This is a genomic window from Serratia sp. Je.1.23.a, assembly GCF_051129805.1.
In the GTDB taxonomy this organism is placed as follows: domain Bacteria; phylum Pseudomonadota; class Gammaproteobacteria; order Enterobacterales; family Enterobacteriaceae; genus Serratia; species Serratia liquefaciens.
In genome coordinates this window covers 443,563-466,268 of the sequence record NZ_JBCPSR010000001.1, presented here as the reverse complement: position 1 = coordinate 466,268, position 22,706 = coordinate 443,563, and the positions used below count along the sequence as shown (strand labels likewise).

The following is a 22,706-nucleotide window of genomic DNA, read 5'->3' as shown; positions in this document are numbered from 1 at the left end:
CTCACTTAACTGCCCATTGAGCGGTAATGAACACCGCCACGTAAATTCTAGTTTAAACCAAAAACCCGACTAAAACGGGGTTATTTTAAAGACTGGGCGGAATTTGTAACCGGCCAAACGTGCCATTTGTGCTCCGGTGGCGCCTATCGGCCTGCGGCGCACGCTATTGAACAGGGTAATAGATCAGCGGCGCGGCATAATCGCTAACCGCCGCCAGCCTGGCCTCTACCCCATAAACCCTGTCTATCGTCTCCGATGTCAGCACCTGCTGCGGGGGGCCGAACGCGTGTAAACCGCCCTGCTTTAACAACATCAGCCGGTCACAGTAGCAGGCCGCCAAATTCAGGTCGTGCAGCGAAACCACTACGCTGATGCCCAGCCGCCGCAATAACGCCATAAACTGCTGCTGATGGGCAATATCAAGATGGTTGGCAGGCTCATCCAATAACAGCCATGGCGTTTGTTGCGCCAGCGCGCGTGCCAGATGAACGCGTTGCTGTTCCCCGCCGGACAGCTGATGCCATTCACGCTCGGCCAGGTGCGAAATGCCGACCTGCTCCATCGCCTGCCCGGCAATGCGATAATCTACCGCGCTGAACCCTGCCCAGCGGCTGGCGTAAACCAGACGCCCGAGCAACACCACGTCTTTCACCGCAATGGCAAAGGCGCCGGGCCCGGACTGTTCGAGGAAAGTCATGGATTTGGCTCGTTCGCGCCCTTTCATTGAGGCAATATCGGTTTGCTCCAAATACACCCGGCCACGGCTGGGGGGAATCAATCCCGCCAGTAACTTGAGCAGCGTAGATTTTCCGCTGCCGTTGACGCCGAGCACGCCGGTAATTTCACCGGGCCGGGCGTGAAAACTGAGGTTATTCAGCACCACTCTTTCTGCCGTTGACCACCCCAACCCTTCGGCACGCAGCCCCGATAACCGGCTTTCAATGTTCATGCGTTTATTTTCCGATACAGCAAGGCGAGAAATACCGGGACACCCAACAACGCGGTCAAGACGCCCACCGGCAGTTCACGCGGTTCAAACAAGGTTCTGGCCAGGGTGTCCGCCGCGACGGCAAACAACGCGCCGCACAGCGCGCTGGCCGGCAACAGCAACCGGTGACGCGGCCCGACCAGCAGTCTGGCGACGTGCGGCACCGTCAGCCCAATAAACCCCACCGCGCCGCTGAATGCGACGATAACGGCCGTCAGCGCCATGGTAATGCCGTACAGCAGCAGCTTCAGCGGCGCCACCGCCACTCCCAACGACGCCGCGGTCAGGCCGCCGAACGCCAATGCGTCCAGCTCACCCGCTTTCATCCAGCAAATCGCCAGTGCCGCCGCCAGCAGCAGAGCGCAAAGCCCCACCTGCGACCAGCGGGCGTCACTGAAGGATCCCAGTAACCAGAACATCACGCCACGCGTGGCGTTAGCGTCCGCTTGCCACAGGGTAATCAGCGAGGTCAGTGCCGAAAGCAGTTGCGTGACCGCGACCCCCGCCAAAATAAACAGCGATGACTCGGCGTTCAAGGAACGCCCGGCGAGCAGTAAAACCAGAGCAAAGGCCCCGGCCGCACCGATAAATGCTCCGCCAGACACCGACAACAGGCCGCCGCCGAGCCCCAACACCAGCACCAGAACAGCGCCCACGCCCGCCCCGGAAGAGATCCCCAGCACCCAGGGATCGGCCAACGGGTTGCGCGTCAGCGACTGCAGGACGGTGCCGGCCAGGGCCAGACCGGCCCCTGCCACCGCGGCCAACAGCGCCCTCGGCATTCTCAATGACCAGATTATCCGTTGATAAATCTCGCTACCGTCCTCGGCGTTAGCGGCGCCAGGGGCAGACAAAATACGCCACGCGTCATGCAGCGATATTGGCGCCGGTCCGTACAACAAGGCAGCGAGCAAAAATAGCGGCAACGCCAGCGCCAGCATGCACAACCAACCGCCTGAACGCCTGGCCCCCCGACGAACCGATCCGTCCATACTATTTCCAGCCTGCAATCACGTAGTCATCCAGCAGCTGCCAGACCGGCCCTACTTCGGTAAACCCCGCCTGCGTCAGGCTGGCAAGTTGGAAATCCAATGCCGTCGCCGGAGGGACAGGACGCCCGGCGAACAGCTTTTCCCGCTGTTGCCGATATTGCGCCAGCTCCGGCAGCTGCTGCACCTTGTCAAACCACTGCTCCCAGTCTTCGACACCGTTGCGCCAGGCCTGTTGCTGCGTCTGGTTATCGTGCAGTTCAGCCAACGTTTTAACGCGTGGCTGCCGATGGTCATAGCGCTGGTGGTCAGCATTCAAAAATACGCCCCCCGTGGGCAGCCGTTCGGCGATGTTGCGATACAGCACCGTCAGCTGTTCCGGCATTAACCAGTGCAGCGCCGTGCTGGAAACCACCGCGTCAGGCGTTGCCCCCTCGAGCGATGAGAAACACTCAGGATCGGCGAGATCGGCCTGAAGAATGCGGATCCTGTCGCCATATTCCGCCAGGGCACCGCGGGCGATAGCTAACAGTAACGGATCGAGATCCATCGCCGTCACTTTGGCCTGCGGGAAACGCTGAAGGATGCGCAGGCTTAGCGATCCCGGCCCACAAGCCAGATCTAGTACGTGAAAATCCTCGCCGACCGAAAGCGCTAACACCTCAAGTTGGGCATTAAAACGCGCTTCTCGCTCGGCGATGTAAGCCCCTTGTTGCTGATCCCACGAGGTCAACAGTGAGGAGAATGAAAGAGAAGACATATCAGGGTTCCTTTTTAAGAATGGATGATCCTAGGGCCTGTTGCTGCAGGCCCCGAATTAAACGCTGCAAGGCTGCCAGGGTACGCACCGAGGGATCCAGGTCGTAGCCGGGTAAAATGACATAGCGTTTTTGGCGCACGGCGCGCAGGGTTGAGGTCAGGGGGTGATGCTCAAGAAAATGGATCTTATCTTTGGCACTGTCGCCGAGGCCGCCACGGGGTAAATCGCCCAGCACAATCACGTCGGGATCGCGGGCGGCAATGGTTTCCCAGGATACGATGGGCCAAAGCTCGGGCAGATCCCCAAACAGATTTTGACTGCCAATCTGACGGGTCAACAGTGCAGGTGCGCCGCAGCATCCCGCCACATAAGGGGTTTGCGTACCGGCATACCACCAAAGTAGCCGCTGTTGGGGCAAGGACACCGCCTGTCGCTCCAGTTCCCGCAGTTGTGACTGCTGCTTTTTAATTAAGCGTTCAGCCACGCCGGTGACGTTAAAAATTCGGGCAATTTCACGCAGTTCGGCAAAAATACCCTCGAAGCTCGCCGAGCGGCTTACGGTACTTTGTTGGCCACTGCAGACGTCAGGCGAGAGATAGGTGGCGATTCCCCACTCCGTCAGCCGATCGCGGCTGGGCGTTTCCGGGCTGTTAAACCAGTAGTAACTGGCCGAATAGACCAAATCCGGATTGAGCAACAGCAAAGGTTCCGCCGCCGGCGGTGCGGCGGCCGACAGCTGGCTCAGGGCTTTGCCCCGCGTCGTTGGAGACGGAGCCGTATCCCGTGCATAGTCATAACCGATAATGCCGACGATGCGCTGCGCCAGTCCCAGCGCCAGCAGGTTTTCCAACGCGGGGTTGGCGTAAACCAGCACCCGCTCAGGCGCCGTGGGGTAGCGGTAAGCCTGGTCACAGTTATTGAGGGTGACAGCACCGGCCTGTGCCAGCGCATGAAACGACAGGCCCAGCGCCACCAGCAGGCAGATTATCGGCTGCATGGCAGGATCAGAACCTCACCGAAATAAAGCTTTCATAGGTGCGTGATGGCGCAATCAGCACCTGATCCGGGTAAGTACGTTGATAGGCATACAACTGGTTGGTGACGTTTCTGATACGCACGCCCACACCCACGGTCCGGGTGATCTGATAGTCCGTCGCCAGATCGAGCGTGGTGTAGGATGGCATTTTACGCTGGTTGGCGTCGTCGTTATAACTGCTGCCCACGTAGCGCAGCGATGAGGTGAGCCCCCACTGTTCCGTCGGCATATAACGTGCCGTAAGGTTGGCGGTCCAGTCAGGGATGTAGGCCGGACGATTACCGTTATAGCTACGTAACGGGCTGCCGCCGCGGTACTCATCATAACGGGCGTGGGTGTAGGCCGCATTGGCGGCCAGCTCCCAGCGTTCGCTGGGGCGCAACATCAGGCTTAATTCCACGCCGCGCGAGGTCTGCCGGCCAACGGCATTTAGCGTATCCGGCTGCTGCGCATTGGGCACAAACAGGTTGTCCTTGCGCAGTTCGTACAACGCCAGCGTGGCCTCTCCCTTGTTATCCCAAAACTGCCCCTTGGTGCCGACTTCCCATTGGCGTACCCGGGTGAGCGGCAGACCGGTTTGCGCCGGACTTAAAAAGAACAGGTCGTTGCCCGGCTCCTTGCCGGTAGTGTAGTTGGCGTAAATATTGATGTTATCGGTCAAGGCATAGCTGGGGCCAAGGCTCCAGACGCTGAAGGCGTAGGTTTGCGCGGAGCGCTCTTCTTGCGGGCCCTGAAAATGCCAATCCATATCCATATGGTTGTAGCGCAACTGCCCCAGCAGGGTTAAACGTTCAGTCAGGCTGAAGCGGTCTTCCAGAAAGGCGGCGTACTGGTTTTGCATAACGTGGCGAACCGGTGAACGTTGGCTAGCGGTGCCCTGTGAAAAACTTTCTCTGATCGGTGCCTGCAGCGGAACCTCTTCGGAACCGGGGAAGCCGTTGGAGTAGTACTGAAAGCGACGTTTACTCAGATCAAAACCGACAATAAACCGGTTATCGAAGCCGCCCAACGGCCGGTCGAACACCAGTGAACTGCGGTTGCCGATCAGGTCGTCATCGTGGGCCAGCGCCCCGAATGAATCGCGATTGACATAGCCGGGCTGGGTGGCGGCCGAGATGCGAAAGCGTTCCACATTGCGCCATTCACGAAAGCCGCTGTAGTAGTAGAACTGGTTATGCAGCTCAATTTCAGGCGTGGTGAACCAATCCAGGCTGGCCTGAAACGACGTGGCGTTGCTCTGGATACGGCTGTCGGTCAGGTTGTTGTAGTTGATATCACGCAGTTCGCGGGCGATGTTCCCTTCCACCAGCGGCGTGCCGTAGTAAGGGTTGTTGATGCGATTGAGCATGCGATCCAGGCTTAACGTCAGCAGGGCATTATCAGACAGTTTAAACAGCAGCGCGCCGGATACCCGTTTCTGTTTGTCACGCTCATATTGCACATTGGTGCCGCTGTCGCTGCCGCTGACGTCCAGACGATAAGCTGCCACGTCGTCGACTAACGTCCCTCCCGCTCCCAGGTGCAGGCGCTGGCTGTTATAGCTCGACAGGCCATAGTCGAACTCGATGGGCTGGCGGCTGAAGGTCGGCTGGCGCGAAAGCAGATTGACGCTGCCGCCGGCGGCGCTCAGGCCATTGAGCACCGATCCGGGGCCGCGCAACACTTCTACACTGCCGTAATGGGAAGGATCCGCTAGCTGAAGGGTGCTGCCCGGCGTTTCGACGCCGTTATACAGCCAAGACACCGGCCTGAAACCGCGAAGTGAAAAGTTATTGCTGAGCGTGGGGGAAGCCACGCCGGACATGCCGGGAGCACGCTCGACAACGGCGGCGAGCGATTTATCACCCCGCTGCTGGATAGCCTGTGCGCTGATAACATCAATACTGCGTGGGGTTTCCAGATTGGTCAGCCCCAGGCGCGAAGCCGACTGGGTGACGACCTCCAGCGAGCCATAGGTGCTCTGGGGCTGGCTGGATGCCTGCACGGTTAAGCTGTCTTCGCAACGTGATGACTTTTCGGTTTTGTCGCAAGCGCCGACGGCCAGCGCGGCGTTCGGCAGGCTTAACAGCAAAGCGGTAATCAGGTAATAAGGTGGTTTTTTGGGCGTGACGAAACCCAGACGTGCAGCACTCATTTACAGCATCCCTTTGGTGAAATAAAAACCCGCCGTGGCCGGCATCAATCATTATATTTTCTGTTATGTTATAACATTTCAATTATTGAAGGCCAGTTTTTATTGTTACCGAGCCCTGACTGTAGCCGACGCATCCTTTGGCGCTTTGCGGCTAAATCGGCGACAATAAGGCTTTTGCAGCCGACAGGACGCGTTATGCAGGCCGAAATTCTTCTTACCCTAAAACTTCAGCAGAAGCTGTTCGCCGACCCGCGCCGCATCGCGCTGCTTAAACAGGTCCGGCACACCGGTTCCATCAGCCAGGGCGCCAAACTGGCGGGCATCAGCTATAAAAGTGCCTGGGACGCGATTAACGAAATGAACCAGTTGGCGGAGCAGACGGTGGTGGAACGTGCCACCGGCGGCAAAGGCGGTGGCGGTGCGCAGGTGACTCGCTATGGTGAGAGGTTGATCCAGCTTTACGATCTGCTGGGGCAGATCCAACAAAAAGCCTTCGACGTGCTGCAACAGGACGAGTTGCCGCTCGATAGCCTGTTAGCGGCAATCTCGCGTTTCTCGCTGCAAACCAGCGCCCGCAACCAGTTCTTTGGCACCGTGATCGAACGCGATCACCAGCAGGTGCAGCAGCATCTGGATATTCTGCTTAACGACGGCAAAACCCGTCTCAGCGCGGCCATCACCCAACAGAGCGCCGATCGGCTGCAGCTCTCCCCCGGCAAGGAAGTGCTGGCGCTGATTAAAGCCCCCTGGGTGAAACTGAATACCGATCCGGCCCTGGTCGGGGCAGCGGACAACGCATTGGCGGGCGTGGTCGCCAGCATTCAACCGGGTGCCGATCACAGCGAGGTGCTGGTCACGCTGACGGGCGGTGAAACCCTGTGCGCCACCGTGGCCAACCCAGAGCTGCAGCAGCTTAAACTGCGCACCGGCAGCCAGGTTCACGCCTTGTTTAACGCCGATCGGGTGATTGTCGCCACGTTGTGCTAAACGCAACGTAACGTTGCATTTTTGCCGATTGACATCGCTCCGCAATGCGCCTATTTCTAAACAAAATAATTGCATAAAAAGGAACAGGTGATGTCGTCGTTGCACATTTCGCAAGGTTCATTTCGCTTAAGCGATACCCGTACCCTGACGCTGGAAGCGCTGGAGATTCAGGCCGGCGACAGCTGGGCCTTTGTCGGCGCCAACGGCAGCGGCAAATCCGCCCTGGCACGCGCACTGGCCGATGAACTGGTGTTGCTCAACGGCGAGCGCCACAGCGATTTCAAGCATGCGGTGCGCATCTCCTTCGAACAGTTGCAAAAGCTGGTCAGCGACGAATGGCAACGTAACAATACCGACCTGCTCAGCCCGGGCGAGGAAGATACCGGACGCACCGCAGCGGAAATCATTCAGGAAGAGGTCAAAGACCCCACGCGTTGCGCGCAGCTGGCGGAGCAGTTCGGCATTACCTCGCTGTTGTCACGTCGCTTTAAATACCTTTCTACCGGCGAAACGCGCAAAACCCTGCTGTGTCGGGCGCTGATGCCACAACCCGATTTACTGATCCTGGATGAACCCTTCGACGGGCTGGACGTGAATTCACGCGCTCAGTTGGCTACGCTGTTGAATGACCTCTCCGGGCATGGCTATACCCTGGTGCTGGTGCTCAATCGCTTTGACGAAGTGCCGGACTTTATCCGTAACGTGGGCGTGCTGGCCGATTGCACCCTGGCAAGCCAGGGGACGCGCCGGCAGGTGATGGCGGAAGCGCTGGTAGCGCAACTGGCGCACAGCGAGAATCTGGATGGCCTGGCGCTGCCGGAAACCGAAGATCCGGCGCAGAAAACCACGCTGCCGGCGGATCAACCGTTAATTATCCTGCGCGACGGGAGGGTCAGCTACAACGATCGACCTATTCTCAATCACCTTGACTGGCAGGTTAATCCCGGCGAACACTGGCAGATCGTCGGCCCGAACGGCGCCGGTAAATCGACGCTGCTCAGCCTGATCACCGGCGATCACCCTCAGGGGTACAGTAACGATCTTACCCTGTTCGGCCGCCGGCGCGGCAGCGGGGAAACCATCTGGGATATAAAACGCCATATCGGCTACGTCAGCAGCAGTCTGCATCTGGATTACCGCGTCAGCGCCAGCGTGCGCAACGTGATCCTGTCCGGTTTTTTCGATTCGATCGGCATTTACCAGGCGGTATCCGACCGCCAACGGCAGTTGGCTGACCAGTGGCTGGCGTTGCTGGGGCTGGGCGGGGCAAACGGCGAGGCCCCCTTCCACAGCCTTTCCTGGGGCCAGCAACGGTTAGCGCTGATCGCCCGCGCACTGGTCAAACACCCGGCGCTGTTGATCCTCGATGAACCGCTGCAGGGGCTGGATCCCCTCAATCGCCAGTTGGTCCGTCGCTTTGTCGACGTGTTGATCGGCCAGGGATCGACCCAACTGCTGTTTGTCTCCCACCATGCGGAAGACGCGCCGCAAAGTATTACCCACCGCCTGAGCTTTGTCCCTGACGGCGACGGCTACCGTTATCAGTTGGATACGCTGATCTGAAATCCTCGATAATCCGCGCGGATGGGTAGCCCCGCTACTCATCCGATGACATATCCGGCAACACTTCCTCTGCAACACATCACATTTGGCCTTTTATCATAAGGAGTAAAGGATCCGCTTCTGGAGACACCATGTCCGCCGCACTGATTATTATCGATCTTATCGACGATCTGATTGGCCCCAAAGGGCGTGCGAATCATTGCCGTGAGCAGGTGTTGGCACAAGACCTGATTGCCAACACCAACGCCGCCGCGGCTTACGCCCGGGTACGTAAAATTCCTGTGATTTGGGTGCGCGTCGGTTTTGCCGACGATTATCACGACATTCCCGCTCACTCTCCGCTGTTTAGCCACCTGAAACAGATTGGCGCACTGCGTCTGAGCAGCCCCGGCTGCCAATGGGATAAGGATTTGCAGGTGCTGCCAACGGATTTTCAGTTCGAAAAGCACGGCGTTGGCGCCTTTGCCGGTAACAATTTGTTAGCCTGGCTGCAGCAGCATCGCTGCCATCATTTGCTGCTGGGCGGGGTCAGTACCCCACTGGCGATCGAAAGCACCGCAAGACAGGCGCACGACGCCGGTTTTCAGGTGACCGTCTTGCAGGACTTATGCGCCGCACCGACGCAGGAAATCCACCAGCAGAGTCTGGATATCCTGCAGAACCTGGCGGAAATCACCCGTTCGCAGGCCTGGATGAAAGGTTAACTGTACGATTTTAACCACTGCACCGACCTTTATCGTCATTTCGCTGTGCTACTATCCGGCATAGTGCCCAACTCACCGATCATTCGCACACCGATAAAGCAATGATTGCCTTCGGTAATGGGTACCGTGTGCATATTTTAAAGGGACATAGTTATGTGGGGCGTACTGGCTTCTTCGTTATTCTTTTTGCCATTTAACCGGCTTATTGCCTGGTTGATTCTGGCCGCATCGGCGGGGATGGGCATGTACCACGCGGTACTCACCCCGCTCAGCCTGACTTGCTTATTAGGCATTGCCGCCCTCGCAGGGCTGCGACACCATTTTCGGACACGGCGTAATCTGGCTGTCCCGCTCGAAGTGTTAGTGGTTTTAAGCTGTGTGGCGCTCTTCCTGCATCTGGTGCCGGGGATCAATAACCAATTGATGATCGACGGCGATAAAGCAGGCCCGTTAAGCGCACCCTTCACCATGTATTACAACTTTGACAAGGCGATAGTGCCCTTCCTGTTGTTCGCCTGTCTGCCAACGCTGTTTAAACTCGATAAACCTGAAAAAAGCGTAGGTACATCGGCCTGGACGGCGCTGATTATCAGCGTTCCGGCCTTGCTGTTGCTGGCGGTGGCGCTCGGCGGCCTGAAGATTGAGCTACATACCCCAGCCTGGATCCTGCCGTTTATCATGGCCAACCTGTTCTTTGTCTGCATGGCTGAAGAAGCGCTGTTCCGCGGTTATCTGCAGCAACGGCTGAGCCAATGGTTGGGGGCCTGGCCGGCATTGATTATTGCCGCGCTGATTTTTGGCGCCGCGCATCTGGCCGGTGGCATGCTGATGGTCATTTTCGCCACGCTTGCCGGGTTGATTTACGGCCTGGCATGGATGTGGAGTGGCCGCTTGTGGGTGCCGATTTTATTCCATTTCGGACTTAATCTGACCCATCTGCTGCTGTTCACTTATCCGCTGTACCAGCATTCCTGATCGCCATAACCGGCAGGTAAACGCCTGCCGGTTACCAGTGTGAAAACGCTATCACTCCCAGCCCGATGCCAACTTTTTCAGCTTTCCCCCTCCTACACTGCCAGCGGTTTTCTCACTTGCATCACACAGTGTAAACGATTCCATTTTTCGCTCTGGATCACCTTTTTCCCCCGTGGGACGTGCTATCTTTTTGCTCATAGTTATCCATTTGTATGAGTCAAGGGTAGGTTAGCGGCAGATGAAAGCGATTACACCGCGCCGCATCGCCCCAGAAAAAGGAACCACCATGACGGATTTTAACCCCGTAGATCATCCCCATCGCCGCTACAACCCGCTGACCGGCCAATGGGTATTAGTCTCGCCACACCGTGCCAAACGGCCGTGGCAAGGCCAGCAGGAGTCAACACAGCAAGAAACGTTGCCGCAGCACGATCCCGACTGTTTCCTCTGCCCGGGCAACACCCGTGTTACCGGCGATAAAAACCCGAACTATCAGGACACCTACGTATTCACCAACGACTTTGCCGCGCTGATGACGGATACCCCGCTGGCACCGGAAAGTCAGGATCCGCTGATGCGCTGCCAGAGCGCCCGTGGCACCAGCCGGGTGATTTGTTTCTCGCCCGATCACAGCAATACCCTGCCGGAATTGCCGCTGCAAGCGCTGGAACGAGTGATTGCCACCTGGCAGGAACAGACCGCCGATCTGGGACGCAGCTATCCGTGGGTGCAGGTTTTTGAAAACAAAGGCGCCGCGATGGGCTGCTCTAATCCGCATCCGCATGGACAGGTTTGGGCCAACAGCTTCTTGCCGAACGAAGTCGAGCATGAGGACCGGCTGCAACGCGAGTATTTCCAACGGCACCACTCCGCGATGTTGACGGATTACGTCCAGCGCGAACAGGCTGACGGCAACCGTACGGTAGTGGAAACCGAACACTGGCTGGCCGTGGTGCCCTACTGGGCGGCCTGGCCGTTTGAAACGCTGCTGTTGCCGAAGAGTTCAGTGCAGCGCATTACCGATCTCAGCGCCGAACAGAGCCGTGACCTGGCCGTCGCGCTGAAAAAACTGACCAGCCGTTACGACAACCTGTTCCAGTGCTCCTTCCCCTACTCCATGGGCTGGCACGGCGCCCCGTTTAACGACGCAGATAACCGCCATTGGCAACTACACGCCCACTTCTATCCGCCGCTGCTGCGTTCCGCCACGGTGCGTAAATTTATGGTGGGTTACGAGATGCTGGCAGAAACCCAACGCGATTTGACTGCAGAACAGGCCGCAGAGCGCCTGCGTGCCGTTAGCGATGTTCATTACCGTGAAGCCGGAGCCCAACAATGAGTTTAAAGAACCTTACCCACACCCTTTTTACCGAACGTTTTGGCTACGCGCCCGCACTGACTATCCAGGCCCCGGGCCGGGTGAACTTGATCGGCGAGCATACCGACTATAACGACGGTTTTGTGCTGCCGTGCGCCATCGATTACCAGACGGTGATCGCCTGCGCCAAACGCGACGACCGTCAGATCCGGGTGATCGCCGCCGATTACGACGCCGAGCAGGATCTGTTTTCGCTCGACGAACCGATCGTCAGCCATCCAACCCAACGCTGGTCCGATTACGTACGCGGCGTGATCAAACACCTGCAGCAACGCAACAGCGATTTTGGCGGTGCAGACCTGGTGATTTCCGGTAATGTGCCGCAAGGTGCTGGCCTCAGTTCTTCCGCCTCTTTGGAAGTCGCCGTTGGTCAGGCCATGCAGGCACTGTATGTCCTGCCGCTGGATGGCGTAGCGCTGGCCCTCAATGGTCAAGAAGCAGAGAACCAGTTTGTCGGCTGTAACTGCGGGATTATGGATCAACTGATTTCCGCGCTCGGCGAACGGGATCATGCTTTGCTGATCGACTGCCGAACGCTGGAAACCCGCGCAGTATCGGTGCCGGAAGATATCGCGGTGGTGATCATCAATTCCAATGTGAAACGCGGTCTGGTAGACAGCGAATACAACACCCGCCGCAAGCAGTGTGAGGAAGCCGCGCGCTTCTTCGGTGTCAAAGCGCTGCGCGATGTCAGCCCGGATCTGTTTTTCCCGATCCAGCATGAGCTGGATCCGATCGTCGCCAAACGAGCGCGTCATGTGATCAGCGAAAACGATCGTACACTGGCTGCTGCCGATGCGCTGGCCGCCGGTGATATGAAGCTGATGGGCAAACTGATGGCGGAGTCGCACGCCTCGATGCGTGATGATTTTGAAATTACCGTGCCGCCGATCGACCGGCTGGTGGAGATCGTCAAAGCCGTTATCGGCGACCGCGGCGGTGTACGCATGACCGGCGGCGGTTTTGGCGGCTGTATCGTGGCGCTGATGCCACAGGCGCTGGTCGAGCCGGTCCGCGAGGCAGTAGCACGCGAATACCCGCTGCAGACCCATGGGCTGAAAGAAACCTTTTACGTCTGTAAGGCGTCAGAGGGGGCCGGCAGATGCTGAGCGACAGTCAAACGTTGGCCCCTGACGGCCAGCCCTACCAATTGACCCAGTTGAAAAACGCTGGCGGAATGACGGTAACGCTAATGGATTGGGGCGCCACCTGGCTCTCCGCAGTATTGCCGCTGAAATCGGGCAAAACGCGCGAGTTGCTGCTGGGGTGTCGTACCCCAGCGGACTACCTGAATCAAGCGGCCTACCTGGGCGCTACCGTCGGGCGCTACGCCAACCGCATCGCGCACGCCAGCCTGCAGATTGATGGCAAACCGCATCCGCTGGTCGCCAATCAGGGAGAACACCAGCTGCACGGTGGGCCGGAAGGCTTTAATGCCCGCCGCTGGCGCATAATCCAGCAGGATCAGCAGCAGGTGAGCTACGCATTGCATTCGCCAGACGGTGACCAGGGTTTTCCCGGCAATCTTGACATTCAGGTCAACTATCGACTCACTGCCGACAATAGACTGGAAATCAGCTATCAGGCGCGGACCGACAGCGCCTGCCCGGTCAATTTAACCAACCACGCCTACTTCAACCTCGACGGTGCCGGAACCGACGCCCGCCATCAGCGGCTACAGCTGTTTGCCGACCGCTATCTGCCGGTCGACAGCGAAGGCATCCCCTGTGCCGATCTTACCCCGGTGGCAGACAGCGGCATGGACTTCCGCCAGCCAAAAACGCTGCTACAGGATTTTTTGAGCGATCGCTGTCAACAGCGGGTAAAAGGCTACGATCATGCCTTTTTGCTGCATCGTACCTGTGGCGCATTGGACTGCCCGGCGGCCCATCTTTGGTCGGCTGATGGCCAGGTACAAATGAGCGTCTTCACCAGTGCGCCGGCGTTGCAGCTCTATAGCGGCAACTATCTGGGCGGAACCCCGGCACGCGAAGGCGGCAGCTATGCCAATTACGCCGGCGTGGCGCTGGAAAGCGAGTTTTTGCCGGACAGCCCGAACCACCCGGAATGGCCGCAGCCCGACTGTTGGCTGCAGCCGGGACAACAATACCTGAGCGCCACCCACTATCAGTTTTATCCTATCTGACCCGCTACGCCCCTTGCCACGCGGCGAGGGGCCGTTTGTTATAAATGCTTACCTTTTTACCCCGCTGCCGCGCCGAGGGCTGCCTTTCCTTATTCCAAAGCGCGCACTAGAATCAGGCTACGGTGATAAGCACAACATCTTGTGCAACGTCACAATTTTCGGCCACCCCGGCCGGCCAATAGCTGAAGGAACACCTATGCGTCTGATTACTGCACTTCCATTACTGGCGGGTTTACTGCTGAGCACCAATCTGATGGCTGCCGAGACCGCAGCAAAAACGCCATCACCGGCACAGGCCGCGCAGCAGAAACGCATGACCGATTGTAATCAACAGGCCACCAGCAAAACGCTGAAAGGCGCGGATCGCTCTACCTTCATGAGCACCTGCCTGAAATCCGAAGGCACCGCTGCGACCAAAACGCTGACTCCGCAGCAGCAGAAAATGAAAACCTGTAACGCCGACGCCAAGACCAAAAGCCTGAAGGGTGACGAGCGCAAAACCTTTATGAGCAATTGCCTGAAAAAAGCAGCCTGATTGCCCTTCCCCACGGCACGGCTGAATCCCCTTTCGCCGTGCCGCACTCCCTGTCTGCACCAGCCTGATCGATTCAGCTTTTCCTCAGAACAGCACTTACTTTGCGGCAAGAAATTGGCTATGGTTAAACACTATCGATTGCCGAGCCCCCGGCCGCGGCAATATAATGATTTTCGTTATCATTGAAATGTCAGATTATTAAGGAGTTAAGCTATGGCTGTAACTAAGCTGGTTCTGGTGCGTCACGGCGAAAGCCAGTGGAACAACGAAAACCGCTTCACCGGTTGGTATGATGTTGATTTGTCCGACAAAGGCCGCACCGAAGCGAAAGCAGCAGGCAAACTGTTGAAAGACGAAGGTTTCTCTTTTGACTTTGCTTACACCTCCGTACTGAAGCGCGCTATCCACACCCTGTGGAACATTCTGGACGAACTGGATCAGGCCTGGCTGCCGACTGAGAAATCCTGGAAACTGAACGAACGCCACTACGGCGCGCTGCAGGGTCTGAACAAGGCTGAAACCGCAGAAAAATACGGTGACGAGCAGGTTAAGCAATGGCGTCGCGGCTTCGCCGTTACTCCACCAGAGCTGACCAAAGATGACGAACGTTACCCGGGCCACGATCCGCGTTATTCCGCGCTGACCGAGAAAGAGCTGCCGCTGACCGAGAGTCTGGCGCTGACCATCGATCGCGTGATCCCTTACTGGGACGAAGAAATTCTGCCACGCATCAAAAGCGGCGAGCGCGTTATCGTTGCTGCACACGGCAACTCCCTGCGTGCGCTGGTGAAATACCTGGATAACCTGAGCGAAGACGAGATCCTCGAGCTGAACATCCCAACCGGCGTGCCGTTGGTGTATGAATTTGACGAGAACTTCAAGCCAATCAAACGTTACTACCTGGGCAATGCCGACGAGATCGCTGCTAAAGCGGCCGCCGTGGCAAACCAGGGTAAAGCGAAGTAATTTTCGTCGCGTGATCTAAAAAGCCCCCGGTTTTGGCCAGGGGCTTTTATCGTTTAGCGTAACGATTTATCTGTTATACCATTGCGACAGCTTCAACCTCTGCACTGTTCTCTGTCATCTGGTGAGTTGCCGTATCCAGCGTTGAGAGATCCCCTTCGACTGCTGTACAGTTCGCCATATATCGGGCAAATCTGACTTTCGCCACAGGGAAAGCAAAGCCTAAGGTGAGTACAGTCATAAGGCTATTACTCAGTATCAACCACATATATGGGAACATTTTCACAGAAGAGTGAAACCTGATATTCGTATTCAACGTCATTTGATTATAAAGATAATTTCGCTGAGCCACGGTATAGTAACTATTGGCAATCAGGATGCCGAACAGTAATACAAACATATTCAAAAGTAGAATACCGCCATTATCCTGCAGCAAGGACAACACATCAAATACCCTCCCCAATACCACCGTCTGATACAGGGAAATATAAAATGTTCTGCCAAGCACGAGCGAACTAATCAAAAATAATATGATAATTGACCAACTAACAAGATAAATTTTTATAAAGGATAACTTCTTCAATTTAACGACGAACGGGCTATGACCAAAGTACATGTTTTTTACGTACAGATCATATTGCATCGCACAAAGTATACCGTTGATCAGCGCCAACGCTGGCACTATCAAAATAACAACTGTCAGTAGCATAATGGCATATCCAAAGATACTACTGATACCGGCTAACACCGCCAGTGCGGTATAAACGCCAGCACCCAGTAGGGCTGGGCACAGCATTAAAACCCAATATGTACGCAAAACACGACAAGTGTAATTAAATCGGACGCCGCGATAGCTTGACATGACGGCATTGTAACGCCAATTATGAATAATTCCCCAAGGAATCAACGCCATCAATAACAGCAATACTGCTAATCCCTGCTTTGGTGCCATTTTTAAAAGAAAGAATAAAATGACGATACCGGCAACCACCAATAATCTGCCGATGAGAATTTGCAATGGCTGTGCGTGATAATCAAATTTTTCGCCATCCAGCTCCATATGATTATAAAAATAGCGATGTTCGCGCACCGTTGCCCAAGCAGAATACACGCCCAATGTTATCGTTATTAAGAAAATATTAGTTAACCAAATAAAAAAGTATTCGCTACTTTTACCAGTGAATTTCATACGATGCAGCCCTTGCAGCTGCGACTTGTTTTCAGCCATAACCCTTTCATCCTGAAGGTAATAAATAACGTTCCATGTCCCCTCACAAATAAAGGGAACAGCTTAACGGAATATAGAAAGCGTGCTATTTAATCATAGTTTTCAGATGACAGCAAACATTTTATTCTTAAAAGCGTCATAAGTAATAAATAAAAAACATAAATATCATTTTTTAAAATTATTTAAATTTTAAAATACAAAATATTTATATATTTTTAGTTAAATAGATAAAAAAAGGGCCACCTTTTTAGGCGGCCCTATAAATATCGGTTTATCAACCGCGGCGCGCTTTCACCGCTGTTGCCAACTCGCGCAGCACGGTTTCGGTGTCTTCCCAACCGATGCAGGCGTCGGTGACGCTCTTGCCATAAACCAGCGGATCACCGCTTTCCAGGTTTTGGTTGCCTTCCACCAGATGGCTTTCAATCATCACGCCCATAATCGCCTTTTCGCCGCCGGCAATCTGCTTGCAAACGTCAGCATTCACTTCCAGCTGCTTTTTGAATTGCTTGCTGCTGTTGGCATGGCTGAAATCGATCATCACCCGCGCTGGCAGACCTGCTTTGACCAGGCCTTCTTTGACTTCTTTCACATGCGCTGCACTGTAGTTCGGCTCTTTGCCGCCGCGCAGAATAATGTGGCAATCACCGTTACCGCTGGTGTTCACAATGGCTGAATGGCCCCATTTGGTCACCGACAGGAAACAGTGCGGTGCGCTGGCAGCATTGATGGCGTCAATAGCAACCTTGATGGTGCCGTCGGTACCGTTCTTGAAGCCAACCGGGCAAGACAGGCCGGAAGAGAGCTCGCGATGCACCTGAGATTCAGTGGTACGAGCGCCGATCGCGCCCCAGCTCATCAGATCTGCCAGATACTGCGGGGTGATCATGTCGAGGAATTCGCCCGCCGCCGGCAAACCGGTATCGTTGATATCCAGCAGCAGCTTACGGGCCAGACGCAGACCGTCGTTGATCTGGAAGCTGTTATCCATTTGCGGATCGTTGATCAACCCTTTCCAGCCCACGGTGGTACGCGGCTTTTCAAAATAAACCCGCATCACCACTTCCAGCTCGCCGCTCAGTTCCTGACGCAGCGACAGCAGGCGACTGGCATACTCTTTCGCCGCTTTGGTATCGTGGATTGAACAAGGGCCAATCACCACCAGCAGGCGATCGTCACTGCCGCGAAGGATCTGATGAATGGCACTGCGTGCCTTTGACACCGTCTCTGCTGCACGTTCAGTAGCCGGAAACTTCTCTAACAGGGCCACCGGTGGCAGGAGTTCCTTAATTTCTTTAATGCGTAAATCGTCGTTTTGGTAATTCATAACTTTTCCATTCGGTATCGAGAGGCGGTATTTCGCAGAGCATAGATCCAACCAATTTAGCCTGTGCGGATAACGCTGTAAATCACCTTTGCCACCTGCCGAATGAACCTCTAAATTAACAGTGGATTGTGCTGTTTCATCAGGGGAGCGCAGTGGCTCCTTTTTCGTTATGCTAACGGCCAGGATACTGTTACTCGAGCCAAGCCATGCCCTCTTTGTTATTAGTTGATGACCACCCGGTGGTTCATGTCGCACTGGAAGCGGCGCTAATCAAGTCATCCCGCCACTATCACCTGCAGGCGGTGCAAGACGACGTTCAGGCAATGGCCCAATTGGCCACGGCCGACTTTGCGCTGGTGATCCTCGATATCGGTCTGCCACAGGTGGACGGTTTGCAATTATTGAAAAAAATCCGCCGCCACTATCCGCAGCAACCGATCCTGATCTATACCGCACAGGAAGAAGATATCTACGCCCGTATGGCCTATTCGGCCGGCGCCAACGGATTTGTGCACAAGGGCAGCCGCCTTGAAGAACTGGTGCTGGCGATTGAAACCGTACTGGATGGAAGCTTGAGCTTTCCCGCCACCGCCATGACCGAGGAGGCGCTACCGGCAGAAGGCACGCTGCTGACGCCAAAAGAACTGCAGGTGCTCGGGCTGCTCAGCAAAGGCTTGTCCAATCTGCAAATCGCCGAGATGCTGAACATCAGCAACAAAACCGTCAGTACCCACAAGAAGAATATTCTGCGTAAGACCGGCGCCAGTAATCTGTTGGAGCTGGTGGCGGTATTTAAAGAGCTGGCGCCATGATGCGTGCGCTTTTGCTGCTGGTAACGATGTTGCTGTGCGTCGGCAGCCTGGCGCACGCGGCGCAGCCGGTACGTTATCAATTGGTCAGCAACCTGAATATCCCGCCCGACCTGCTGATTGCCAGCGAGAAAAACCCCTGGCGCGACGCGACGTTGCGCATCGGTATCATCAGTGAAAATACCAGCCCTTATAACATTATTGTGGATGACGACCTGTACGGTCTGAATGCCGACTACCTGGGCTATGTTCAGCAGGTCACCGGCATCCACTTTCAGATCTACGGCTTCTCCGATCTGGCGAAACTTGAGCAAGCGCTGCATGACGGGACTGTCGATCTGGTGTACGGCATTCCACAAAACGAAGCGCTACACGGCCTGAAAATTTCTCAGCCTTATTACGTCAGTAACCTGCGCGTACTGCGGGATCGCAGCAACGATCGCAAAGTGATGCTCAATTCCGCCAATGCCCGGGTGGCGATCAGCACCCTGACCGATATGCAGGCCGGCAATGCGCTAAAGACGGTGTCGTCCCACGTACAACGCTATGACAACAACCTTCAGGCGGTGTATGCCCTGCTCAATGGCAGCAGCGACTACTTTATTGCCGATGAAGCCAGCGCCAGCTTTATTATCGACCAGCTGCAGCTCGGCCAGCTTTATCAGATCGAAAGTACCCTCAACCTCGGCAACCTGTCGTTCGTATTTGCCGCCGCCAACCCGGCGCTGATCGAGACCCTCAACGTGGCCATCGCCGACACCCCGATGGAGTTGATGAATGCGATCCAAAGCCGCTGGAGTAAAAAGATCCCCAGCTATCTCGATACCGGCAACGCCGATCTGACGCAGATGGAGAAAAGCTGGGTGAAGACTCACCCCACCGTCTATTACGCCGCCATCGAGAATAACTTCCCCTTCGCTTACCGCGGTTCCGGTGGGCAAGCGCGCGGTTATGCCATCGACATTTTGAATATCATTGCGCAAAACACCGGGTTGCGCTTTGTTCCGCTGTGGGCGCGCAATGCCGAACAGGCCGATCAACTGGTGCAATCCGGCCAGGCCAGCTTTCGCACCGCGTTACCATTGGCGCGTGGGGTTAAAGCGCGCTACAGCGCAAGTATGCCCATCCACCGTTCGCTGTGGGGGGTGTATGTTGGCCAACACGACAACGGGATTTCCACCTGGAGCGATCTGGCCGGTAAACGCATTGGCGTACTGCAAGGTGATCTGGCACAAGGCCTGGTGCCTGCCAACGAAGAACAGATCCGTTTTGCCGACAGTAAGGCCATGTATGACGCTCTGGCTAACGGCCAGTTGGATGCGCTGGTGGATAACGTGATTTCGGCAAACTTTGTCGCTTTGTCTCGTTACTCCGGGGCGATAAAGTTGGCGTTCGCCGCCAATAATATTGCCTACCCGGTAGCGTTCGGCGTGCGGCAGGATCAGCCATTACTGTTGGCTATCCTCGATAAAAACCTGATGCAGATCCCGTCGGAAACGCTGCAATCACTGCGCGATGAGTGGATTGTCGATCGTAGTAACCTGATTGACGCCGTGAATGAAAACCGTATGCAGCCACAAACCACCTGGCTGCTGGCGCTGCTGGCTGCGGCAATCCTGTTGCTGCTTGGGCTGACCCTGCGCCGGTTTATCCTGCAGAGACGGGATAAGCGCGAACGGGAAGTGCTTGAACAGGCTCGTCGGCATGCGGAAGCCGAAAACCGAATGAAGAGTAAATTCCTGGCTACCGTCAGCCATGAATTGCGCACTCCGATGCACGCCATTCTTGGTTTGTTGGAGCTAGAGCTGAAACGTCAGCCAACGCCCGAGGGGCTGCCGGTGATCTACAGCTCGGCATCATCGTTGCTCAACCTGCTCAATGACTTGCAAGATCATGCCCGGCTGGCCACCGGCTCGTTAACCTTAGCGCCCAAGGCCGTAGCCCTGCACCCTTGGGTGGCCCACATTAGCGCCCTGTACCGACCGCTGATTGGCGAACGCCCGGTGACGCTAAACGTGAGTGCGGCCGACAACCTGCCCGCAGCCGTTCTTATTGATGGTGAGCGTTTACTTCAGGTCGCTAACAATCTGATAAATAATGCGATTAAGTTCACCCCGCGCGGTAGTATTCAGGTCAGCATCGGCTGGCGTGAGCAGTCTGCACAGCAGGGAGAACTGTCGCTGACGGTGACCGACAGCGGGTGTGGCATCGCCGCCGATGAGATTGGCAAACTGTTCCAGCCGTTTTACCGCGCGCGTGGTGCACAGCGTGTATCCGTGCAGGGAACCGGATTAGGGCTGTCTATTTGCAAGGAAATTATCGAACAAATGGGCGGACGGATTGAGTTGCACTCGCGTCTCGGCGTCGGCACTGAGGTTTCCCTGTCGGTACCGGTCACCGAGGTTGCTCTTGACTCGGCGACACAGCAAACCGATAAGCCGCTCAACCTGCCGCCGCCGAGTTTGCGCGTGGCGCTGATTGACGATCACCCCACCAATCTCCTGCTGATGGAACGACAGTTGCGCCACTTCGGTCTGCAGCCGACGCTGTTCGAGCAGGGTTATCCGCTGCTGAAAGCCCATCGTCGCCAGCCATTTGATCTGCTGTTCATTGATTACAATATGCCGCGCCCGGATGGCCTGACGCTAGCAAGGCTGATACGCCGCGACGAGCAACGCCATCATCTCCCGGCTTGCCAAATTATCCTCTGCTCGGCGGACGTGCAGGAATTTACCCGTATCCCGCCGGAGCTGGTGGCTATAGATCGCTTTTTAACCAAGCCCATCTCGCTGGACGCACTCGCTCAAGCGTTGCCACAGCAACCCCAGGCGCTGGAGCAGCAGTTAGTCCTTACTGACCTTCAGCAGTCCCTGGCCGATATGGCCGGTAATGACCGACCGATGATCCAACGTTTGGCGACAACGCTGCTGACAACCCTGCAGCAAGACCGACAGCGGCTCGCGCTAGCAGCACAAAGCGAGGACTGGCTACAGCTTGGGCAAGCCGCGCATCGCATTAAGGGTAGCCTGTTGATGTTGCAACTGCCGGCAGCGGCCAGCCTGTGCCAACAATTGGTGGAAAGCGGTCGTGAAGGAACATTGCTTCAGGACGCCTATACTGAACTAAGTACGTTAGTGGAACAGATACTGATAGAACTGGATGATCTGGTCAGCGCTAACGAGTCGTATATTGCTATGCATCATAAGGATGAATAATGTCGGATAGCCCGCACGTACACCTACCGAAAGACAGTAATAGTAAACGCCTACTGACCGCTTTTTTAGTCACTGCGGTATTCATGATCGCCGAAGTGATCGGTGGGTTAATTTCAGGGTCCCTGGCGCTGCTGGCCGATGCCGGCCATATGCTCACCGATGCGGCGGCGCTGCTGGTGGCATTGATGGCGGTGCACTTCTCGCAGCGTAAGCCCAATGCACGCCATACCTTCGGTTATCTGCGCTTGACGACGCTGGCGGCTTTCCTCAACGCCGCCGCGCTGTTGGTGATCGTGGTATTCATACTGTGGGAGGCGATACGGCGTTTCTTCGAACCACAGCCGGTGATGGGTACCCCAATGCTGATTATCGCCATAGCGGGGTTGCTGGCTAACCTGTTCGCCTTCTGGCTGTTGCACCGCGGCAGCGAAGAGAAGAACATCAACGTGCGGGCCGCGGCATTGCACGTATTGGGAGATTTACTGGGGTCGGTGGGTGCCATTGCCGCGGCGATTGTGATCCTGACCACCGGCTGGACGCCGATCGACCCGATATTGTCGGTACTGGTATCCTGCCTGGTGATACGCAGTGCCTGGCGGCTTCTGAAGGAGAGCTTCCACGAGCTGCTGGAAGGTACGCCACAGGAAGTGGATATCGCCAAACTGCAAAAAGACCTGTGCCTGAATATTCCGGAAGTACGCAATATCCACCACGTCCACGTCTGGCAGATTGGTGAACAGAAGCTGATGACGCTGCATGCGCAGGTGATACCGCCGAATGACCATGATGGCTTGCTGCGCCGCATTCAGGGCTATCTGTTGGAACACTACCGGATTGGCCACGTGACCATTCAAATGGAATACCAGCATTGTGATACGCCCGACTGCGGAATTAATCGAGCTCCCGAGCCGAGTGACCACTCACATTCCGGCTCGCATTCCCATCTGGGGCATCATCACTAAAACAAAC

The 22,706-nt window shown here is 56.1% G+C and carries 19 protein-coding genes; 12 read left to right on the top strand and 7 right to left on the bottom strand.

Going from position 1 to position 22,706, the window contains the following annotated elements; genetic code table 11:
• Positions 1-163: 163 nt before the first annotated feature.
• Genes AAZT04_RS02300 through AAZT04_RS02280 form a run of 5 tightly spaced genes read right to left on the bottom strand, consistent with a single transcriptional unit; the run spans position 164 to position 5,907 of the window.
• Positions 164-949, bottom strand: coding sequence for an ABC transporter ATP-binding protein (locus tag AAZT04_RS02300; protein WP_262032706.1), 786 nt, complete (start codon positions 947-949; stop codon positions 164-166).
• A complete protein-coding gene (locus tag AAZT04_RS02295; protein ID WP_129983916.1) occupies positions 946-1,980 on the bottom strand; it encodes a FecCD family ABC transporter permease in 1,035 nt (344 codons plus the stop codon). The genes AAZT04_RS02300 and AAZT04_RS02295 overlap by 4 nt, the downstream gene beginning before the upstream one ends.
• 1 nt (position 1,981) lies before the next feature.
• Positions 1,982-2,737 carry a class I SAM-dependent methyltransferase gene (locus AAZT04_RS02290; RefSeq protein ID WP_046374248.1) on the bottom strand — a complete coding sequence of 252 codons (756 nt, stop codon included), beginning with the start codon at positions 2,735-2,737 and terminating at the stop codon, positions 1,982-1,984.
• A 1-nt stretch (position 2,738) separates the two neighbouring features.
• Positions 2,739-3,734, bottom strand: a complete 996-nt coding sequence (locus AAZT04_RS02285) for an ABC transporter substrate-binding protein (protein ID WP_129983915.1) — start codon at positions 3,732-3,734, stop codon at positions 2,739-2,741.
• 7 nt (positions 3,735-3,741) lie between these two features.
• Positions 3,742-5,907 (bottom strand): TonB-dependent receptor, encoded by a 2,166-nt coding sequence (locus tag AAZT04_RS02280; RefSeq protein WP_434678838.1) that lies wholly within the window; start codon positions 5,905-5,907, stop codon positions 3,742-3,744.
• 195 nt (positions 5,908-6,102) lie between these two features.
• Here AAZT04_RS02280 and modE point away from each other — a divergent pair, with 195 nt between their 5' ends.
• The 9 genes from modE (at position 6,103) to gpmA (ending at position 15,161) form a co-directional block, all read left to right on the top strand.
• Positions 6,103-6,894, top strand: coding sequence for a molybdenum-dependent transcriptional regulator (gene modE / locus AAZT04_RS02275; RefSeq protein ID WP_046374251.1), 792 nt, complete (start codon positions 6,103-6,105; stop codon positions 6,892-6,894).
• A gap of 90 nt (positions 6,895-6,984) precedes the next feature.
• Entirely contained in the window at positions 6,985-8,457 is a 1,473-nt protein-coding gene (gene modF, locus AAZT04_RS02270; RefSeq protein ID WP_048761185.1) for a molybdate ABC transporter ATP-binding protein ModF, read from the top strand.
• A 131-nt stretch (positions 8,458-8,588) separates the two neighbouring features.
• Entirely contained in the window at positions 8,589-9,161 is a 573-nt protein-coding gene (locus AAZT04_RS02265) for a cysteine hydrolase family protein (RefSeq protein WP_048761181.1), read from the top strand.
• A 153-nt stretch (positions 9,162-9,314) separates the two neighbouring features.
• Positions 9,315-10,136, top strand: a complete 822-nt coding sequence (locus AAZT04_RS02260; protein ID WP_129940073.1) for a CPBP family intramembrane glutamic endopeptidase — start codon at positions 9,315-9,317, stop codon at positions 10,134-10,136.
• A 286-nt stretch (positions 10,137-10,422) separates the two neighbouring features.
• On the top strand, positions 10,423-11,475 hold the full coding sequence (galT, locus tag AAZT04_RS02255; RefSeq protein ID WP_349525953.1) for a galactose-1-phosphate uridylyltransferase: 1,053 nt from the start codon (positions 10,423-10,425) through the stop codon (positions 11,473-11,475).
• Positions 11,472-12,623: a galactokinase gene (galK, locus tag AAZT04_RS02250; RefSeq protein WP_048761174.1), complete on the top strand. Its 1,152-nt coding sequence runs from the start codon at positions 11,472-11,474 to the stop codon at positions 12,621-12,623. Before galT ends, galK begins: the two co-directional genes overlap by 4 nt.
• Entirely contained in the window at positions 12,617-13,660 is a 1,044-nt protein-coding gene (gene galM / locus AAZT04_RS02245) for a galactose-1-epimerase (RefSeq protein ID WP_048761171.1), read from the top strand. The genes galK and galM overlap by 7 nt, the downstream gene beginning before the upstream one ends.
• Before the next feature lie 196 nt (positions 13,661-13,856).
• Positions 13,857-14,195 carry a PsiF family protein gene (locus tag AAZT04_RS02240; protein WP_020825694.1) on the top strand — a complete coding sequence of 113 codons (339 nt, stop codon included), beginning with the start codon at positions 13,857-13,859 and terminating at the stop codon, positions 14,193-14,195.
• Positions 14,196-14,408: 213 nt separating this feature from the next.
• Complete coding sequence (gene gpmA / locus AAZT04_RS02235) at positions 14,409-15,161, top strand: 2,3-diphosphoglycerate-dependent phosphoglycerate mutase (protein WP_004941818.1); 753 nt, start codon at positions 14,409-14,411, stop codon at positions 15,159-15,161.
• A 73-nt stretch (positions 15,162-15,234) separates the two neighbouring features.
• Here the strand turns inward: gpmA and AAZT04_RS02230 are convergent, their stop codons facing one another.
• Positions 15,235-16,386, bottom strand: a complete 1,152-nt coding sequence (locus AAZT04_RS02230; RefSeq protein ID WP_020825693.1) for a YjgN family protein — start codon at positions 16,384-16,386, stop codon at positions 15,235-15,237.
• Between the two features lie 274 nt (positions 16,387-16,660).
• Positions 16,661-17,713 (bottom strand): 3-deoxy-7-phosphoheptulonate synthase AroG, encoded by a 1,053-nt coding sequence (gene aroG, locus AAZT04_RS02225; RefSeq protein WP_048761164.1) that lies wholly within the window; start codon positions 17,711-17,713, stop codon positions 16,661-16,663.
• 206 nt (positions 17,714-17,919) lie between these two features.
• Here aroG and AAZT04_RS02220 point away from each other — a divergent pair, with 206 nt between their 5' ends.
• Genes AAZT04_RS02220 through zitB form a run of 3 tightly spaced genes read left to right on the top strand, consistent with a single transcriptional unit; the run spans position 17,920 to position 22,699 of the window.
• Positions 17,920-18,525, top strand: coding sequence for a response regulator (locus AAZT04_RS02220; RefSeq protein WP_048761161.1), 606 nt, complete (start codon positions 17,920-17,922; stop codon positions 18,523-18,525).
• On the top strand, positions 18,522-21,737 hold the full coding sequence (locus tag AAZT04_RS02215; protein ID WP_048761158.1) for an ATP-binding protein: 3,216 nt from the start codon (positions 18,522-18,524) through the stop codon (positions 21,735-21,737). The genes AAZT04_RS02220 and AAZT04_RS02215 overlap by 4 nt, the downstream gene beginning before the upstream one ends.
• Positions 21,737-22,699, top strand: coding sequence for a CDF family zinc transporter ZitB (gene zitB / locus AAZT04_RS02210; protein WP_046374259.1), 963 nt, complete (start codon positions 21,737-21,739; stop codon positions 22,697-22,699). The genes AAZT04_RS02215 and zitB overlap by 1 nt, the downstream gene beginning before the upstream one ends.
• Positions 22,700-22,706 lie beyond the last annotated feature (7 nt).

Coding starts and splice junctions, on each gene's coding strand:
- modE (WP_046374251.1), top strand. CDS start 6,103: ATGCAGGCCGAAATTCTTCTTACCCTAAAACTTCAGCAGAAGCTGTTC.
- gpmA (WP_004941818.1), top strand. CDS start 14,409: ATGGCTGTAACTAAGCTGGTTCTGGTGCGTCACGGCGAAAGCCAGTGG.
- galT (WP_349525953.1), top strand. CDS start 10,423: ATGACGGATTTTAACCCCGTAGATCATCCCCATCGCCGCTACAACCCG.
- AAZT04_RS02285 (WP_129983915.1), bottom strand. CDS start 3,734: ATGCAGCCGATAATCTGCCTGCTGGTGGCGCTGGGCCTGTCGTTTCAT.
- modF (WP_048761185.1), top strand. CDS start 6,985: ATGTCGTCGTTGCACATTTCGCAAGGTTCATTTCGCTTAAGCGATACC.
- AAZT04_RS02240 (WP_020825694.1), top strand. CDS start 13,857: ATGCGTCTGATTACTGCACTTCCATTACTGGCGGGTTTACTGCTGAGC.
- zitB (WP_046374259.1), top strand. CDS start 21,737: ATGTCGGATAGCCCGCACGTACACCTACCGAAAGACAGTAATAGTAAA.
- galK (WP_048761174.1), top strand. CDS start 11,472: ATGAGTTTAAAGAACCTTACCCACACCCTTTTTACCGAACGTTTTGGC.
- AAZT04_RS02220 (WP_048761161.1), top strand. CDS start 17,920: ATGCCCTCTTTGTTATTAGTTGATGACCACCCGGTGGTTCATGTCGCA.
- AAZT04_RS02230 (WP_020825693.1), bottom strand. CDS start 16,386: ATGGCTGAAAACAAGTCGCAGCTGCAAGGGCTGCATCGTATGAAATTC.
- AAZT04_RS02280 (WP_434678838.1), bottom strand. CDS start 5,907: ATGAGTGCTGCACGTCTGGGTTTCGTCACGCCCAAAAAACCACCTTAT.
- AAZT04_RS02295 (WP_129983916.1), bottom strand. CDS start 1,980: ATGGACGGATCGGTTCGTCGGGGGGCCAGGCGTTCAGGCGGTTGGTTG.
- AAZT04_RS02260 (WP_129940073.1), top strand. CDS start 9,315: ATGTGGGGCGTACTGGCTTCTTCGTTATTCTTTTTGCCATTTAACCGG.
- galM (WP_048761171.1), top strand. CDS start 12,617: ATGCTGAGCGACAGTCAAACGTTGGCCCCTGACGGCCAGCCCTACCAA.
- AAZT04_RS02290 (WP_046374248.1), bottom strand. CDS start 2,737: ATGTCTTCTCTTTCATTCTCCTCACTGTTGACCTCGTGGGATCAGCAA.
- aroG (WP_048761164.1), bottom strand. CDS start 17,713: ATGAATTACCAAAACGACGATTTACGCATTAAAGAAATTAAGGAACTC.
- AAZT04_RS02300 (WP_262032706.1), bottom strand. CDS start 949: ATGAACATTGAAAGCCGGTTATCGGGGCTGCGTGCCGAAGGGTTGGGG.
- AAZT04_RS02265 (WP_048761181.1), top strand. CDS start 8,589: ATGTCCGCCGCACTGATTATTATCGATCTTATCGACGATCTGATTGGC.
- AAZT04_RS02215 (WP_048761158.1), top strand. CDS start 18,522: ATGATGCGTGCGCTTTTGCTGCTGGTAACGATGTTGCTGTGCGTCGGC.